19 protein-coding genes, 1 tRNA gene and 1 pseudogene are annotated in these 15,395 nt (G+C 69.1%); 9 read left to right on the top strand and 12 right to left on the bottom strand.

Annotated features, from left to right (window positions below; genetic code table 11):
* The first annotated feature begins 285 nt into the window (after positions 1-285).
* The gene (locus tag FOF52_RS03085) at positions 286-678 is read left to right on the top strand and encodes a hypothetical protein (RefSeq protein ID WP_248592325.1); all 393 of its coding nucleotides are present in this window, start codon (positions 286-288) and stop codon (positions 676-678) included.
* A gap of 15 nt (positions 679-693) precedes the next feature.
* On the opposite strand, the gene FOF52_RS03080 is transcribed toward FOF52_RS03085, so the two are convergent.
* A complete protein-coding gene (locus FOF52_RS03080; protein ID WP_248592324.1) occupies positions 694-2,064 on the bottom strand; it encodes an MFS transporter in 1,371 nt (456 codons plus the stop codon).
* A gap of 236 nt (positions 2,065-2,300) precedes the next feature.
* Between FOF52_RS03080 and FOF52_RS03075 the strand changes: the two genes are divergently transcribed.
* The 4 genes from FOF52_RS03075 to FOF52_RS03060 all read left to right on the top strand — a co-directional run bounded on the left by FOF52_RS03075 (position 2,301) and on the right by FOF52_RS03060 (position 5,798).
* Positions 2,301-3,224: a LysR family transcriptional regulator gene (locus FOF52_RS03075; RefSeq protein WP_248592323.1), complete on the top strand. Its 924-nt coding sequence runs from the start codon at positions 2,301-2,303 to the stop codon at positions 3,222-3,224.
* Positions 3,225-3,504: 280 nt separating this feature from the next.
* The gene (locus FOF52_RS03070) at positions 3,505-4,686 is read left to right on the top strand and encodes an epoxide hydrolase family protein (protein ID WP_248592322.1); all 1,182 of its coding nucleotides are present in this window, start codon (positions 3,505-3,507) and stop codon (positions 4,684-4,686) included.
* Positions 4,687-4,750: 64 nt separating this feature from the next.
* Positions 4,751-5,476, top strand: a complete 726-nt coding sequence (locus FOF52_RS03065) for a Mut7-C ubiquitin/RNAse domain-containing protein (RefSeq protein ID WP_248592321.1) — start codon at positions 4,751-4,753, stop codon at positions 5,474-5,476.
* 248 nt (positions 5,477-5,724) lie between these two features.
* Positions 5,725-5,798 (top strand) — tRNA-Pro (locus FOF52_RS03060).
* Positions 5,799-5,824: 26 nt separating this feature from the next.
* On the opposite strand, the gene FOF52_RS03055 is transcribed toward FOF52_RS03060, so the two are convergent.
* Positions 5,825-6,142 carry a hypothetical protein gene (locus tag FOF52_RS03055; RefSeq protein ID WP_248592320.1) on the bottom strand — a complete coding sequence of 106 codons (318 nt, stop codon included), beginning with the start codon at positions 6,140-6,142 and terminating at the stop codon, positions 5,825-5,827.
* Between the two features lie 107 nt (positions 6,143-6,249).
* Positions 6,250-6,942, bottom strand: a complete 693-nt coding sequence (locus FOF52_RS03050) for a hypothetical protein (protein ID WP_248592319.1) — start codon at positions 6,940-6,942, stop codon at positions 6,250-6,252.
* A gap of 97 nt (positions 6,943-7,039) precedes the next feature.
* Between FOF52_RS03050 and FOF52_RS03045 the strand changes: the two genes are divergently transcribed.
* Positions 7,040-7,321, top strand: a complete 282-nt coding sequence (locus FOF52_RS03045; RefSeq protein WP_248592318.1) for a GntR family transcriptional regulator — start codon at positions 7,040-7,042, stop codon at positions 7,319-7,321.
* Here the strand turns inward: FOF52_RS03045 and FOF52_RS03040 are convergent.
* The 6 genes and pseudogenes from FOF52_RS03040 to FOF52_RS03015 all read right to left on the bottom strand — a co-directional run bounded on the left by FOF52_RS03040 (position 7,299) and on the right by FOF52_RS03015 (position 10,932).
* Complete coding sequence (locus tag FOF52_RS03040) at positions 7,299-7,523, bottom strand: hypothetical protein (protein ID WP_248592317.1); 225 nt, start codon at positions 7,521-7,523, stop codon at positions 7,299-7,301. The two genes, FOF52_RS03045 and FOF52_RS03040, sit on opposite strands and share 23 nt — an antisense overlap.
* 2 nt (positions 7,524-7,525) lie before the next feature.
* Positions 7,526-8,002 (bottom strand): ATP-binding protein, encoded by a 477-nt coding sequence (locus FOF52_RS03035; protein ID WP_248592316.1) that lies wholly within the window; start codon positions 8,000-8,002, stop codon positions 7,526-7,528.
* Positions 7,999-8,181 carry a hypothetical protein gene (locus FOF52_RS03030; RefSeq protein WP_248592315.1) on the bottom strand — a complete coding sequence of 61 codons (183 nt, stop codon included), beginning with the start codon at positions 8,179-8,181 and terminating at the stop codon, positions 7,999-8,001. Before FOF52_RS03030 ends, FOF52_RS03035 begins: the two co-directional genes overlap by 4 nt.
* A 231-nt stretch (positions 8,182-8,412) precedes the next feature.
* Positions 8,413-9,330, bottom strand: a complete 918-nt coding sequence (locus FOF52_RS03025) for a hypothetical protein (protein ID WP_248592314.1) — start codon at positions 9,328-9,330, stop codon at positions 8,413-8,415.
* Between the two features lie 190 nt (positions 9,331-9,520).
* A pseudogene (locus FOF52_RS03020) lies at positions 9,521-9,637 on the bottom strand (helix-turn-helix domain-containing protein); the annotation flags it as partial.
* Between the two features lie 968 nt (positions 9,638-10,605).
* Positions 10,606-10,932, bottom strand: coding sequence for a hypothetical protein (locus FOF52_RS03015; RefSeq protein WP_248592313.1), 327 nt, complete (start codon positions 10,930-10,932; stop codon positions 10,606-10,608).
* Positions 10,933-11,460: 528 nt separating this feature from the next.
* Between FOF52_RS03015 and FOF52_RS22105 the strand changes: the two genes are divergently transcribed.
* The gene (locus tag FOF52_RS22105) at positions 11,461-11,712 is read left to right on the top strand and encodes a TetR/AcrR family transcriptional regulator C-terminal domain-containing protein (protein ID WP_425265524.1); all 252 of its coding nucleotides are present in this window, start codon (positions 11,461-11,463) and stop codon (positions 11,710-11,712) included.
* Here FOF52_RS22105 and FOF52_RS22100 read toward each other — a convergent pair.
* The 3 genes from FOF52_RS22100 to FOF52_RS03010 all read right to left on the bottom strand — a co-directional run bounded on the left by FOF52_RS22100 (position 11,707) and on the right by FOF52_RS03010 (position 13,402).
* Positions 11,707-11,820: a helix-turn-helix domain-containing protein gene (locus tag FOF52_RS22100; RefSeq protein ID WP_425265523.1), complete on the bottom strand. Its 114-nt coding sequence runs from the start codon at positions 11,818-11,820 to the stop codon at positions 11,707-11,709. The genes FOF52_RS22105 and FOF52_RS22100 overlap by 6 nt on opposite strands.
* 262 nt (positions 11,821-12,082) lie before the next feature.
* Entirely contained in the window at positions 12,083-12,547 is a 465-nt protein-coding gene (locus FOF52_RS22095) for a GNAT family N-acetyltransferase (RefSeq protein WP_425265522.1), read from the bottom strand.
* A gap of 144 nt (positions 12,548-12,691) precedes the next feature.
* Positions 12,692-13,402: a TetR/AcrR family transcriptional regulator gene (locus FOF52_RS03010; protein ID WP_248592312.1), complete on the bottom strand. Its 711-nt coding sequence runs from the start codon at positions 13,400-13,402 to the stop codon at positions 12,692-12,694.
* Positions 13,403-13,452: 50 nt separating this feature from the next.
* On the opposite strand from FOF52_RS03010, the gene FOF52_RS03005 reads away from it, so the two are divergent.
* Entirely contained in the window at positions 13,453-14,862 is a 1,410-nt protein-coding gene (locus FOF52_RS03005) for an MFS transporter (RefSeq protein ID WP_248592311.1), read from the top strand.
* A complete protein-coding gene (locus FOF52_RS03000; RefSeq protein ID WP_248592310.1) occupies positions 14,859-15,308 on the top strand; it encodes a hypothetical protein in 450 nt (149 codons plus the stop codon). Before FOF52_RS03005 ends, FOF52_RS03000 begins: the two co-directional genes overlap by 4 nt.
* Positions 15,309-15,395: the final 87 nt, after the last annotated feature.

The raw sequence follows: 15,395 nt of genomic DNA, 5'->3' as shown, positions 1-15,395 counted from the left end.
ACCCCCTGCGTCGAACGGGCACCGCCCCGATCGACACCGGTCCGGGAAAAACTTCGGCGGACCTGTCTCCCGGACCGTCCCCGACGGCCCCGATGACACCGAAGACAAGAGCACCGGGGCACGAATACGGATGCGCCACACCCTCCGGAGAGGTTATATGTACTGAGAGTAGGGAATACACCACTAGACGTGTTGACTGGTTCCGGTGGCGGGAGGACCGCACTCCTCGCCGCCCCGGTGACCGGTCGACGGGGGCACACCCGCAACACCCTCATGGGAGACGTCATGGACCCACTGCTCTGGCAGGTGACCGTCCACCCCGCGTTCGAGGGCCGGCCGACGATGCTGACCGTGGTGCGGTCGGACGGCAACCCCGTCACCCAGGCCGACGCGGACCGGGCGGCGGCCCTCCTCAACCGGTCCGAGACCCCCGAACCGCGCCCCCAGGGGCCCTGCTGGTGGGCGTCCATGCTGTTCATGGCCTCGACTGTGGCGATGCTGTGCGCGTGGGCCTGGACGGAGGAGTGGCGGTGGGGCCTCACCGCGCTCCTTTCCGGACTGGCCGGACTCGTGTGCTTCTCCTCCTCCCTTCCCCCCGGACCGGTCGAGAGCCCGGCGGCTGACGGCGGCTGGACGGCCCGCCGACGGCCCCGCGGCCCCGAACCGTTCCCGGGGTAGGGGGCCGCACCCCGGTCACCCGGTGGCCGCCCGTCGGCCGCGGAGCACGGCGGGGGCGAGCGCGAGCGCGGCGGCGGCGAGGACCAGGTTGCCGACGAGCGCGGCGGTGAAGGCGGTGGCGGAGGCGGCCGGTCCCGCGCCGGCTTCCAGGCCGACCGCGAAGACCAGGCCCAGCACGGTGACGCCGAAGGACATGCCGATCTGCGTCGTGGTCTCCACCACGCCGGAGGCCGCTCCGGCGTCGGACCGCGGCACGTGGGCGAGGACCGCGCCGAACAGCGGACTCACCCCGAGCCCTTCGCCGAAGCCGACGGCCGCCAGCGCCGGTGCCATGATCCAGCCGCTGAGGCCGGCGTCGAAGGCCAGCGCGCATCCCAGCAGCATCAGGGTTCCCGCGGCGTTGACGGCGTAGCCGAGGACCAGCACCCGCGGGCCGACGCGTTCCTGGATCCTGGGCGCCAGCAGCGAGGCGGCGACGAAAGCCACCGCGAGCGGGGTGAAGGTCAGCCCCGCGGCCAGCGGCGAGTACCCCATGCCGCCCTGCAGGTGCAGGGTCAGCACGAAGAACAGTCCGGCGTTTCCCGCGAAGAACACCAGCGCGAGGACGGTTCCCGCGGTGAAACCCGGCAGCCGGAACAGCGACGGGGGCAGCAGGGGGAGACCGCCGGCCCCGGCCAGTCGGCGCTCCCAGACGGCGAAGGAGACGAACCCCGGGACGGCCAGGAGCAGCATGCCCCAGGCCCACAGCGGCCACCCCGCTGCCTGCCCCTGCACCAGGGGAACGGACACCAGCAGCAGCGCGGCGCTGAGCAGCGCGACGCCGCACAGGTCGAGGCCGGGACGCGCGGCCGCGCGCGCGGCGGGCAGGACCGCGGCGGCGAGGAGGAGCGTGGCCACGCCGACGGGGATGTTGATCAGGAAGATCGGCCGCCAGGACAGGCCGAACAGGTCCGCGCTGACCAGTGCCCCGCCGACGAGCTGACCGGCGACGGAGGCCAGGCCGATGGTGGCGCCGAAGACCGAGAAGGCGCGGGTGCGGGCGCTTCCGGTGAACGCGGTCTGCAGCACCGACAGCACCTGCGGGTAGAACAGGGCCGCGCCGGCGGCCTGCACGACGCGGGCGGCGACGAGGAACTCCGGGGTGGGCGCCAGTCCGCACGCCAGCGAGGCCGCGGTGAACAGCGCCAGCCCCGCCAGGAACACGCCCCGGTAGCCGAACAGGTCGCCCAGGCGTCCTCCCGTGACCAGCAGCAGCCCGTACACGAGGACGTATCCGGCGACGGCGAGTTCGGTCTGGGCGTAACTGGCGTCCAGGTCGGCGCGGATCGACGGCAGGGCGACGTTGACGATGAACGAGTCCATGATCGCGACGAACGTGGCGGCCATGACGGCGAGCAGGAGCCACCGCCGGCGGGCGGGCCGCCCTGTTCCCCCCGACCGGACGGCCGCGGCGGAATCGGCCGCGGGAAAAGAGGCTGCTTCAGCCACAGGAATGCGTCCTTTCGTGGAAAAGACCTCACAAGAATGGCCGCAGGGCCTTCTCCACGGTGTCGGCCCTTTCGGTGTGGAACAATGGCGGATCGTGAAAGCAGCGAGAAGTCCCGCTCATCATCGGGGTGGCGGTGCTGGACCTGCGTGAGATCGAGGCGTTTCTCGCCGTCGCCGAGGAGGCGCATTTCGGGCGGGCCGCCGAGCGGCTGCGGATTTCCCAGCCCCGTATCAGCCAGCTCGTGCGGGCCCTGGAGCGCCGTATCGGCGCGGCGCTGTTCGTCCGCTCCAGTCGGCGTGTCGAACTGACCCCGCTGGGCGGGCAGCTCCACGAGGAGCTGGTGCCCGTCCACAGCCGACTGCACGAGGTGGTGCGCCGGGCGCGCGACGCCGCGCGCGGCGTCGAGGGCGTGCTGCGCGTCGGCTTCCTCGGTTCGGCGGCCAACGAGTTGACCCCGCGGATCCTGTCCGCCTTCCACGACCGCCATCCCGGATGCGAGGTGCTGATGGTGGAGACGCACTTCGCCGATCCGCTCGGGCCGCTGCGCCGCGGAGAGGTCGACCTCGTCTTCACCCGGCTGCCGGTGGAGGAGCCGGACCTGGTGGTCGGCCCGGTCGTGGTCCGCGAGCCCCGCGTGCTCGCGGTGGGCGCCTCCCACCCCTTCGCCCGACGGGAGCAGGCCAGCCTGGAGGACCTGGCCCGCGACCGGGTCTTCGCCGTGGCCTCACCGGCTCCCGCCTACTGGTGGGACTTCCACGTCCCGCCGACCACGCCCAGCGGGGTTCCCGTGGAACGCGGCCCGGCCGTGGCCACCTTCCAGGAACTGCTGGCGCACATCGCCGCCGGGCACGGAATCTCTCCGGTGGCCGCGTCCGTGGCCCGCTATTACGGCCGTCCCGACATCGTCTACGTTCCCCTGCCCGACGCGCCGCCCACCGAGGTGGCGCTGGTGTGGCGCGCCCAGGGGGCGACCGCCCGCGTGGCGGCGTTCGCCCGTGCGGCGGCCGACGTCGTCCGGCTCAACGGCGGTCCCGCCGGCCTGGCGGAGCAGGGCTGAGGCCGGGCTGTCCGCCCGGCCGTCCGGTGCGGGGAGCACACCGGCGCCGAAAGACCGGAAGAGGGTGTCCGGCGCCCACCGGGGGCGGCCGCTCCCCGCGGGCCCCACGGGCCGACCGTCACGCCCGGATCTCCTCCCCCGGCTCCGTCCCGGGCAGCTCCCGCCCGGTGCCGCACGCCCCGCCACAGCGCGGCCGGCAGTGGCGGGGTGGTCGCCAAACTTCCGTAACCTCCGGCGATTGCCGGCGGGACACCGCCGCCACCCCTGGAAAAGCGGGGGCATGGCCACTTCGCACAGCAGTCCGACCGTCTCGCCCTTCCGCATCGAGATCCCCGAGGAGTCCCTGGCCGACCTGCGCTCCCGGCTGCGGTCGGCCCGGTTCCCGCAGCCGCTGCCGGGCGACGACTGGGACACCGGTGTCCCCGTGGCGTACCTGCGCCGCCTGGTCGAGGCGTGGGAGGGGTTCGACTGGCGCGCCTTCGAGGCCCGGCTGAACCGCCTGCCGCACCACACCACCGACATCGACGGGCAGACCATCCACTTCGTCCACGTCCGCTCCGCCGTTCCCGGCGCGCTCCCCCTGCTGCTGACCCACGGCTGGCCGGGTTCGTTCCTGGAGTTCGTCGACCTGATCGGTCCGTTGACCGACCCCGAGGCCCACGGCGGCACCGCCGCGGACGCCTTCGACGTGGTGATCCCCTCGCTGCCCGGGTTCGTGTTCTCCACGCCCCTGCACGGCACCGGCTGGACCTTCACGCGGATCGCCTCGGCCTGGATCACTCTCATGGACCGGCTCGGTTACCGGCGTTTCGCCGTCCAGGGCGGCGACCTCGGTGCCGCGATCGCCCCGCAGGTCGGCCGGCTCGCCGCCGACCGGGTGATCGGGGTGCACGTCAACGGCGCGCTGGGCGACTTCGCCGGCGAGATGGACGAGGAGGCCCTGGCCTCCCTCACCCCGCTGGAGCAGGACCGGATGCGCCGTATCGGCGAGTTCATGCGCTCGGGGTTCGGTTACATCGCCGTGCAGTCCACCCGCCCCGGCCTCATCGGCGTGATGGCCGCCGACAGTCCGGTCGCCCAGCTCGCGTGGATCGTCGACAAGCTGCGCGCCTGGACCCACCCGCTCGACGCGCTGCCCGAGGAGGTCCTCGGCTGGGATTTCGTGCTCGGCAACGCCTCCCTGTACTGGTTCACCGCCTGCGCGGGGGCCGCCGCGTACGTGGGCTACGCCCAGCGCGAGGAGCCGGAGGCGACCTCCCGGAATTCGGGTGTGCCGACCGGGGCCGTCCAGTTCGCGCACGACATCGGGATACGCCGCTTCGCCGAGCGGTCGAACACGATCGTGCGCTGGACCGATGTCGAGGGCCGGGGCGGCCACTTCGCCGCGTTGGAGGAGCCGGAGCTGTTCCTCGACGACCTCCAGGCGTTTTTCCGTCCGCTGCGCGGGGTCCACTCCGCCTGACGGCCGGGGTCCGTCCTGTCCGCGCTCTCCCGCCCGGCAGCGGCCCGCGTGGCATGCTGGGTCCATGGACGAAGCGGCCCTGGTTCTGCGTTTCTCCCCCGATCTGCGGTTCTTTCTCGCGCCACGCAACCGCGGGGCCCAGGTGCGGGTCGACCACGACGGCTCCTCCTCCCTGGGCCACGTGGTGGAGTCGCTGGGGGTGCCGCTGACCGAGGTCGGTCTCCTCAGCGTGGACGGCCGCACCGTCGCCCCCTCCCACCGGCCCCGCCACGGCGCCGTCGTCGACGTCGCCGCCGTGCGGTGGCCGCAGCCGCTGCCGTTCTCCCCGGTGCGGTTCCTGCTCGACGTCCACCTGGGCACCCTGGCCCGGCGGCTGCGGCTGCTGGGCGTGGACACGGCCTACCACACCGACCGCGACGACCCGGAACTGGTCGAGCAGGCCAACGCCGAACAGCGGGTGCTGCTGACCCGCGACCGCGGCCTGCTGCACCGCAGGAACCTGCGCGCGGGCGGGCACGTCCGCGCCGACCGGCCCGACCACCAGTGGCGGGAGGTACTGGACCGGTTCGCCCCTCCGCTGCGGCCGTGGACCCGCTGCCTGGCGTGCAACGGGCTGCTGTCCCGGGTCGCCAAGGACGAGGTTGCCGCGGAACTCCCGGAGGGCACCCGCGCCACCTACGGCACCTTCCTGCGCTGCGCCGACTGCGACCAGGTGTACTGGCCGGGGGCCCACCACCGGCGGCTCGCCCAGCTCGTGCGCGAGGCCGAGGAGTACGTGGCGGCCCGTTGACGGGTTGTCTGCGGAGCCGCCGTCGGGAACGCTCGACCGTCTCCGACGCCGTCGACCGCACGGCACCGGTCGGCGACCTGGGTGGTCGTGCGTCCCGGTTCGTCCTCGGGCGGTTCCCGGCAGCGGGCTCGTCCCGGTGGGTCCGTACCGGAAGCCCGGCTCTCCCTGGAGGCGCGCGAAAAGCTGTCACGACCATGCCGCGCGATGCGCTACAGTTGAACGCGTTGGCAGGCGAAAGCGGCCGACACCGGGACGTAGCGCAGTTTGGCAGCGCACTTGACTGGGGGTCAAGGGGTCGTGGGTTCAAATCCCGCCGTCCCGACCGAGAAACAGCAGGTCAGGGGCCTGTCACCCAACGAGGTGGCGGGCCCCTGAAGCCGTTTTGGGAAAAGAGTGGGAAAAAACTGCCCGGGCGGACAGCTGGATCGGGATATAGGTCGACCGAAAACCCCGGTAAGGGTCAAGGAGACGGTCGAGAATCGGCAGCTGCGATGAAGGCCACATTCGGGCGCGGGTCTTCAGGGACTCCTCCCAGTGCCGCTCCAGGAGCGTGATCAGCTCCTCACGCATGGCGGGGGTCACGTGGGTGTAGGCGCTCTGCACGGTGCCGTCGGTGTGGCCGAGGCGCTCGTCCTGGAGGGCGCGGTGAATGCGGGCCTCCTCCATCAGGGTCTTGTGGGAGTGGCGTAGTCCGTGCGCGGTCAGCCCTGGGGCGGATCGGCAGCCAGCTCAGCTCAGATCGCTCTGCGGCGTTCTTGGTGCCGGTGATGGGGTTACCGGTCCATCCGGCGCGTTTCAGCGGGACGGGGTGCTGCGGAGTGGAGCCCTTCCGGAGGATCTGGCCCTCGGCGGCTGGCTTCCAGACCCACTGGCTGAAACCGTTGCGGCGGTAGTGGGGCGCGGCTCTGCCTGCTCCTCGGCCGGGGCGGCCGCGGAACAGGTGCACGCCGACGGGGTGGCCGTACTGGGCGACGTATTCGGGGTCGTCGAGGAACTTCACGCAGCGGCAGATGCGGGTGGTGGCCGGTTTGTCGGGGAGGGAGCGGAGCTGGTGGTGCAGCAGGTCGACGCTGGTGCGGTTGTGTTCGAGGGCTCAGCACCAGACTGCGCTGCCCGAAGTAGACCACGATGATGTCGGGGGTGGGCACGTTGATGTGGATCCGTCCCGGGTAGGCGAGAGCTTCGGCCACGGCCACGCTGAGGTCGACCGTCTCGTCGTAGGCGTAGGGCCACCAGCCCAGCGGCCGGTCCGGATCCGGTTTTTCCGGATTGTTCCGGTCCCAGTCGCGCAGCTGCATGAACTCCTTGATCGACGACCTGCGGTAGACGAACTTCCCGTCAGGTCGAAGCTCGTGGGGGAAGTAGGGGCGCCACTCCTGGAGCTGCTGAACGGTGATCCCCAGCATGCCCGCGGCCTTGCGGGCGCTGATGACGTCGTCATCGGTGGTTGTCTGCTCCGTCTCCATGAGGGGTAGCGTAGCCGCACGTGAACGCGGTTAACCCGAGTTAACTGCGCTGGTATCTGTTTGAGAGCGCTGGCCTGCGGTTATCTAGGGTCGCGTCATGGACTGGACCGTTCCCAACGACCGCTACGGCCCCGACACCGAACTCGATCCGGAGGCCGCAGACCCGGTGTGGTACCAGCTCGCCGCGATCCTTACTGCGCGGATCGTGGCTGGCCGCTACAAGCGGGGCCGGGTGATTCCGTCGGAGAACCAGGTGATCGGCGAATTCGGGGTGGCCCGCTCCACGGTCCGCAAGGCCGTGAAGCTCCTCGTGGAGAAGGGCCTGGTGCGCACGGTGCACGGTCGCGGCTCCTACGTCAGAGAGGACCTGGACGTGTGAACCCGGGCGGCAGACCGCGGTCGGGGACGTGGACCCACTGTCCGTCCACCAGTTGGTAGACGCCGTTGCGCCCGTCCGGGGTGGCGAACCGGATCACGGAGCAGTCCGGAAAGCCAGCCTTCCGCACCAGCCGGTCCAGTTCGGCGCGACCGAGTACGGCCCCGTCCAGCGGGCCGCCCCGCAAGGTGACCTTGTCGTCCACGGTCACCTCCTGCTTCGGGACAGTTCGAACCACACGCTGGTGCGGCCGTCAGCGTGCCATGCCGTCCCCCACTGGGTGGCGGTGGTGTGGACAAAGAACAGCCCGAACCCGCCCTCGCTGTCGACGTCCGGCGGCCGCGGGACGGGGAATCGCAGTTCTCCCTCGGGTTGGCCGTCGTCGATGACGCGGACCTGCACCCGGTCGGGCAGCATCACCAGGGTCACGGTGACCTCGCCTCCGGGCAGGCCGGAGGCGGTGTGGCGGATCGCGTTGTTGAACAGCTCGCTGGCCAGCAATTGGATGCTGTCGCGGAGGCCGACCGGGAGGGCTGCGGTGAGTACCGCCAGGCGGCTGCGCACCTCCGTGGCCTGCTCGGGCAGGCCGGGCAGGGTCACCGAGCGGCCGTCCACGGTCGTGTCGAGCACCATCGGGGCCCGGTCATGCGGGTTGGTGGTGCGGCGGGGCAGTGTCGTGGTCACCGGGCCACCCCCGCGGGCAGTGCGGCCAGGTGGGCCGGGACGGCCTGGGGCAGGCACCGGTGGGTGACGCCCCAGCGGAGCAGGAAGGCCAGCTCGGCGTCGAGCCGCTTCTCCCGGGACAAGTGCTGGATGGCCTGCCAGGCCACCCATTCGGTGCAGTTACGCGGGCAGAGGGTCACTGGGAGTTCTCCTCCCCCGCGTCCTGGGCACCGTGGTCTGAGGGCAGTTCGGGGGGCTCGTCCGGCCAGGGGCCGTGCAGCAGGTCCCGTTCCTCTTGTCGGTCTCGTCTGCTCATGTCCACCTCCACTGGAGTGGACGTTACACACCGCTCACCAGGGGTAACAGTGACGGAGCGCACCCGTTCGAGACAGGTGCGCTCCCAGTGTGTGCGCGACGTACCAACCCGCAGGTCAGGCAGGCACACCGAGGAAATCGGCGAGGTCCCGCTGCTCGGCCGAGGGCATGCGGGTGCGCGCGGCGAGGATATCCTCTGCGACCTCACGCGCTGACTGCTGGTGGCGCAGCCACCCCGGCACGGTGGAACGCAGCTCGGCGAGGGTTCCGGTGGCGGCCTCGGCGTCCCCGAGCAGCACCTGAGACTTGGCCACGTCGATGCGGTGGCGGTGGACAGCGAGCGAGTAGGTCAACCCCACGTCTTGTGGCAGCTGTTCGGCGAGCTGGAGAGCCCGGTCCGGGCGCCCGGAAATGAGGATGTTCTCCACCTCCTTCATCGCCACGGTCAGCGGCCCGAACGGCCTGCGGCCCGTCACCTCGGTCTCGCGGCCCAGGCGGGCCGCGGCCGCCGCCGCTGCCCGTAGGTAGTCCGCGGCCTCCTCAGGCCGGTTGTTGCGGGCGGCTGCCGCGGACGCCCACAGCAGCAGGTGGCCCCATGCGCCGAGCTCGTCAGGGGTGGCCTTGGACAGTTTGGTGGGCTCCACCTTGTCCGCGGTGCGCTCGCACAGCTTCTCGACCTCGTCGAAGCGCGCCTGGCGCAGCAGTGCCCAGCTCTGCACGGGCACCACGGCCGCGGCGAACACCGGGTCGTCTGCGGTCAGCGCGTCGGTGAGCGCGTCCCGCAACGCCATCAGCGCCAGGTCGTGCTCGCGCACCTGGATCAGCCACCGGCCCGCGGAGACGAGGATGTCGGCGCGCAGCCGGTGGGCCCGCCGCCTCTCGTGTCCGTCCAGGGCCTGGACGTGCTGGTGGGCCGACTGCACCACGGCGGGTAGCAGCGACGCCAGCTCGTTGTAGGTGCCTCGGGCGTAGTGCCCGGCCAGGGCGTCGGCGGCGCTGCTGAGGATGTCCAGGTTCGGTTCGGCGTCCTCCACGGCGGGGAAGATCAGGCCGCCATCGATGGAGACGGGCGGGTTGATGACGGCGCGGATCTGCGCTAGGGCCGTGTCGCGGTGAGGGTCCGCGACCGGCTCGGGGTCTTGGGGGGGAGACGAACATCAGGGTGCGCACGCCCAAGGCGCGGGCGATCGCGTGGTAGGTCTCCATGCGCGCTGTTCCGCCGAGCTCGATCTTGGCGACGACTTCCCGGGAGAGGTCGGCGCGTGCGGCGAGTTCCTCCTGCGTCCAGCCGCGCCGCTGGCGCAGCTTGCGAATTTCGGTACCGATAGTCGTATCCTTCACTTGAGCCCCGTTCCTGTCCTGTGCGTGTCCCACCGTCAGGATAGGGCGGGGCTGTAGGTCTGTCAGGGGCTTTCAACCAGCCAGCTCCACCGTGAACATGCCCTCCCCGCGTCCAGCAGATCGGTGTAGGTGCACACGACCTCGTCACCGTCCCGGACCGCATGGGATTGCACGACTTCCCATCCGCTACAGGTGCGGCGGATCACTGCGTTCGCTCTCGCGCCCAGCAGCATCCACCGGTACCGCAGGGGCGCGGCGAGCAGCGGGTGAGCAGTCTCAGGCACAGCAGGACTCCAGGAGTGTTCGGCAAGGGGAGGGCAGGCTGATTGTCGTAGTGTGCAGCAGCAGCCAGCAGGGAACGCGGTCACGCCTGTGGATAACACCGTCTAGAAGGACGGATGGCCCGCCCCGCAGCGAGGAAAACAGGCTGCCCTGTCACACTTTGTGACGTTCATTCTTGCAGGTCGCGGGCGTGACACGGGGTAACAGCGGGCGTGACAAACACCCCTGTGTCGCACCACCTGTCACCCGCCTGTCACAGGGGATGGAACCAGCGTTCCACCTCCGGTGGCACATCCCGGCGGCCCTCACGGACCGTTTCGGCGGCGGCCTCACGGACGGCCTCGCCGTGCTCCCACATGGTCTTGGCGATCTCGTAGGCCCGGGTTGTCCCATGCCTGGGCCGCGGCCCGCAGCGGGGTGTACCTGTCGATCAGAGCGGTGACGGACGCCTGCCTCCCAGCCGTTCACGCCGTTGGCCAGGGATCGCACCTTCTCCCACGCCGCGTCCATCGCAGCGCGTGCCTCCTGGTATTTCTCCCAGGCGGGAGCCGCGTCGCGGATGAGCTCCTTCAGGGTGGTGACGGTGCGGCACATAGCCCACATCCGGTAGGCCGCCTGGTATTCGTCGTAGACCAGCTCGGCTACCTCCCGGCCCTCACGGTCCAGCAGTTCGCGGTCGAGCAGCGTCAGCGGGTCGGGGGCGTCCTCGCTGAACGTCTCCCAGGTGTACCGCTGCTGGGTGCCCCGGGGGAGTTGCTCCAGTTGGAGGCAGGCAGCCGCGGGTGGTGGGGGTGCTTCGGCTCCCAGGTGGTGATCTTCGAGCTACCGGTGGGGCACTGGTGGGCGCGGGCCTCCTTCAGTTCCTCGACGGCCTGGTCGAGCTGGGCACGGAGCTGATGGGCCTCGGTGGCTGTGCCTTCCGCGTCCTGACGCAGGCCTTCGGCCCGCTGCTGCAGGGCGTCGATCTGCTTACGCAGACCGTTCAGGTGCTTGGTGGTGGTCACGGTGATCACAGGTGTCTCCTTCTCGAGAGTCGTGTGGATGCGTGCGGTCCCCCGGAACCCGCCCGAAGGCAGCGGTCGGATGCCGGGGCCACCGCACGCGGGTGGAAGAGGATCTAAGCAGCAGGTGGGCTCACGTTGTCGGGGACGCAGGCGAGGCTGGCGCACTGAGGTTCGGGCGCCGTTCACCTCAGCGGCCGCGGCGGTGGCGCGGCGCAGGCTTCTACTTGTACCGGCCCTGTCCTCAGCGGTCCCAGCGCACGCTCAGCAGGAGGAGACGGAGGGAGCCAGAAGCACCCAAATCCTCTCGAATTTGGTGTTTCCGCAGGTAGCGGCATTGGGAGCGCCAACCTGGAGACAGGGGGTCGCAGGTTCAAATCCTGTCAGCCCGAAAATGGAAACCCTGGCGAGAGTAGGTTTCTCATCGGGGCTTCGTCATGTCCGAGGGTGGTTTTTCGTGGTCCCCTCTGGTTCACAGCAAGATCCCCGCTTTGACGAGGATTTTGGCATTTCAAAGAGGGCGGTTGCGCTTTCGTTCGCGTGCTGAAGTCCATCGAGCGCTGTCTCGCATCACTCCATCAGCGTTCCTTGTTCCAGGTTGCGAACCCGAAACTGTCCGCGCAACAGTTCGCGTCCATGGTTCGTGTCGTTCCGAGCAACCGCACCATGCTTCTCGGAACGACACGGACCATGGACGCGGACGACCTCCGCTCGATCATCGACGACGGCGTCGATGCCTTTCTCCGCGCACACAGTATGACAAGACCATCGGGTGAGAGGCTGTCGTCATGAAAACGATGGCCTGGTCCTTGCCCACACTGTGCTCCGATGAACTCCGAACTGACGCGCAACTTCCTTCACGCTGATTCCTTGCTCGCGGGTTGTTCGTACAGCGTCCACTTCCTTGTCCGTGAACCGTGTTCGAGGTCGTCTACTTGGTTCCGCCACCGCACCGATCAGCGGATCATCAGCACTCCCCGTAAACTCGGCGGCACCGTGGAGGCCTTGATTTCACGCGGAAACTAGCTTCTCGACTCGTGGTCGCCTGTTCCCACAACGCTCCATTGCTTCCACCCAAGTCGTCTTACGGGAACACGCGGCACTGAAACAATGTTGTGGGTTCCCGTTTGGCGTTTCCGAGTCCGTTCCCCGTGCTGCCGCGTCAGTCGAGTTGTATCGACATTTGATAGTTCCGAAATGCGACACCTCGCACGGTAGGCGTGCGCACGTTGTCTACCGCGAACCCGTGGGATTCAAAAAATGGCCGTGCCGTAATGCTGGCATGGGTGGAGAGTTCTCCAGCACCGGCCATCCGTGCGTGTTCTCTCGCCCACCTCAAGAGCGCAGAAGCCACCCCCTGCCTCTGATGGGATGGATCAACGAAGAGCATGCCGATGTACCCGCTCGGCGATACGCCGATAAACCCCACGAGCCGCCCGTCAATCACGGCGACCTGCGTGCTTGTGCTTGCTCGCGCATCATGCCAATGCGCTAGGTTTCGGTCAGGGCCAGCCCAGGCATCGACCTGGCGCTGAGAGTAATCGCGACGCGCCGTGACCTGCACGGCCCGTGTAAAGACATCGAGCGTTTCCCTGGCATCTGACTCGCTATAAGCACGGAGGAGCATGACCCGGACTCTAGTTCCTACCCCACTTCTCCCCGGCCTCTGGCAGTCTGCAACTCAACCTCTGTTCTGCCGAATGCACTCAGCTACTCCCATCAGCACCGTTAAGATTCGTGCCCGCGTGAACGGGCACGCCCGGTGCGGTCGTCACTGCGATGGGGTGGATGAGGTCGGAGCGGAAGCGCTGCTGCCTAGCAGCCCGTCGAGGAACGCTGAGATTCCCTCGGCATACGTGTCACGCCGGGCGATCTCAGGCCAGGCATCGCCGATGGCTGCGATGGTCGGTAGCGCTTGGGCATCGCGGCTGGTGAAGCGGGTTTCCCCCTCCCGGAGCAGCTTGGTCCGGTCGATCGGCGCAACGGCAGACCGCGCCCGCACGAGGATCTCTCCGACCGTGTAGAACCACAAGTGCCGAAACACCTCGACGGCGCGCTCCTTGCTGCAGCCTGCCTCGATCGCCGCGTTGAGGACCACTTCGACCATCCAGATCGAGTTGTCCCCGAGGCGTCCCATGAAGCCGTCCACGGTCAGCACCTCTGCAGCCCAGGGCATCGATGCCAACACGTCGCGGGAACGGTGCATCACCGTCACGATCCTGGCCCGAGGGTCGGCGGGTAGGTCAGGCCGCTCGATCTGCTCGATCGCCTGCCCGACCAGAAGCACCAGCAGTTCCTCTCGGTCGCGCACATGGTGATAGAGGGTCGTGGCTCCGATTCCGAGCTCTGCAGCGAGCCGGCGCATGGTCAGACGCTGCCATCCGTCGGCTTCGATGAGCCGACGCGCAGCGGCGAGGATCTGCCCGCGGGAGGTCACCGGTGGCCGACCGGTCCTACCACTGCTGGTGCGCGACGAGACCATAAGTTCATTCTACTTCGCCTGTCTCGACACCGCTGTGCTACTTTAGGAACATGTTCCATAAATCATCTACGGCAGCGATCCTCACCACCGTGGCTCTAGCACAGTTCCTGGTGTCGCTGGACCTGTCAGTGATGAATGTCGGGCTGCCGAGAATCCAGGCGGCCCTGCAGTTTGGCCCGGCCGCACTGTCCTGGGTGATCCACGCGTATGCGTTGGCCTTCGGTGGACTCCTGCTGCTCGGCGGTCGACTGGCTGACCGGTACGGCCGACGCCGGTTGCTTCTGATCGGACTGACCCTCTTCGCGGCCGCCTCGCTGCTCGGCGGGTTCGCGGCCACACCAGCGCACCTCGTGGCGGCCCGCGCTGCCCAAGGCATCGGCGCCGCCATGCTCGCACCAGCGGCGCTGGCGCTGCTCACCTCGACATTCCCGAGCGGGAAGGCGCGAGTCCGTGCTTTCGGAGTGTGGAGCGCCACCAACGCCGCTGGTGGTGCTGCGGGTGTTCTCGTCGGCGGACTGCTGACCGAGTACGCGGGGTGGCAGTGGGTGATGTGGGTCAATGTGCCGATGGCCCTGCTCACCATGCTTTTGGCCTGGAAGGGCATGGAGGATGACGGCACGCACTCGGGTGGTCGCGCGGACGTGCTCGGCGCCGTGCTGGTCACGGCAGGGATGGCCCTGACCGTGTTCGCCGTGGTGCGTACGGAGGTGGTCGGCTGGGCCTCACTGGCCACCCTGGGGTGCCTCGGTGCCGCTGTGGTGCTCCTGGTGCTGTTCGTGCGGGTGGAGCAGACCACCAGCCGAGAGCCGATCGTGCGCCTGGAGGTCCTGACGAACCGATCGGTGGCCGGGGCGAACCTGGCCAACCTGATGATCGGCGGTGCGATGGCCTCAGCCTTCTACTTCATGACCCTCTACCTCCAGGAGGTCCTCGGGCACGGGGCAGCACGGGCAGGAGTGGAGTTTCTCCCGTTCGCCCTCGGCGTGGTGGCAGGTTCGGTCCTCGCCATCAAGCTCGGGTACCGGCTCCCGGCGCGCACACTGCTGATCGGTGGCGCCATCGTGTCTGCTGCCGGGTTTGCCTGGTTCTCCTTGATCGACGCCAACGGCACGTTCGCCGCTGATGTCCTGGGGCCCTCCCTAGTGGCTAGCGTCGGTTTCGGTCTGTGTCTGGGACCCGTGGTCTCGACAGCCACGATCGGCGTCCCTGCCAGCCAGAGCGGTGCTGCCTCAGCGTTGCTGAATGCCTCGAGGCAGATCGGCGCCTCGTTAGGGCTCGCCGTCCTCGGAACCGCCTCGCTGGCACGGATCAACGGTTCCACCTCGGCCTCGGCACTGGCCAGCGGATACTCCCTCGGACTCGCTCTGGCCGCCGGCCTTCTCCTCATCGCTGCCGTGTTCACCGCCACCGTCGTACCACGATCATCAACCTCCACTCCCGAAAGGAGCGTTCTCTCATGACGATGCCTGCCCTCCGAGCTACCCGGGTCCTGACTGTGCTTGGTCTCGTCCTCACCCTGGCGCTGGGTCTGTGGCCCTTCATGACGCCGGATCTGTTGGCCGATCACATCCAGCACGGATACCCCGATTACACCGATGCTGAGGTCGGCGCTGCCGTGAACACCTGGCAGGTGGCACTCGCCACCGTGGCAGGCCTCGGTGTGATCGGCTGGATCTGGACCCTCGTGACACTGCGTCAGCCACACCGATGGGCGCCGTTCTCAGCGACGGCGTTGCTCGCCGTGGCGCTCATCGTCGCCGTAGTTCTGATCACCACGCCGGACACCTCCGGCGAGGTAGGGCTCGTACCCGTCATGGGATGGGCGTGGCTGGCACCATGCGTGGTCGGCATCGTGGTCACCGGTTCTACCTGGCGCATCCGCCGCGCCGCGTCGCCGTCTCGATGAACCGTATCCTGAGAACGGTCCACCATGCGATCGCGCGCCGCCTGTATCCAGGTGGACGCCCGTCATCGATCGCCCGCGCACTGAACC

This window comes from Thermobifida alba, from assembly GCF_023208015.1.
GTDB lineage: Bacteria > Actinomycetota > Actinomycetes > Streptosporangiales > Streptosporangiaceae > Thermobifida > Thermobifida alba.
Note: the sequence above shows the minus strand (reverse complement) of the source record. Positions and strands in the feature narration are given on the sequence as shown.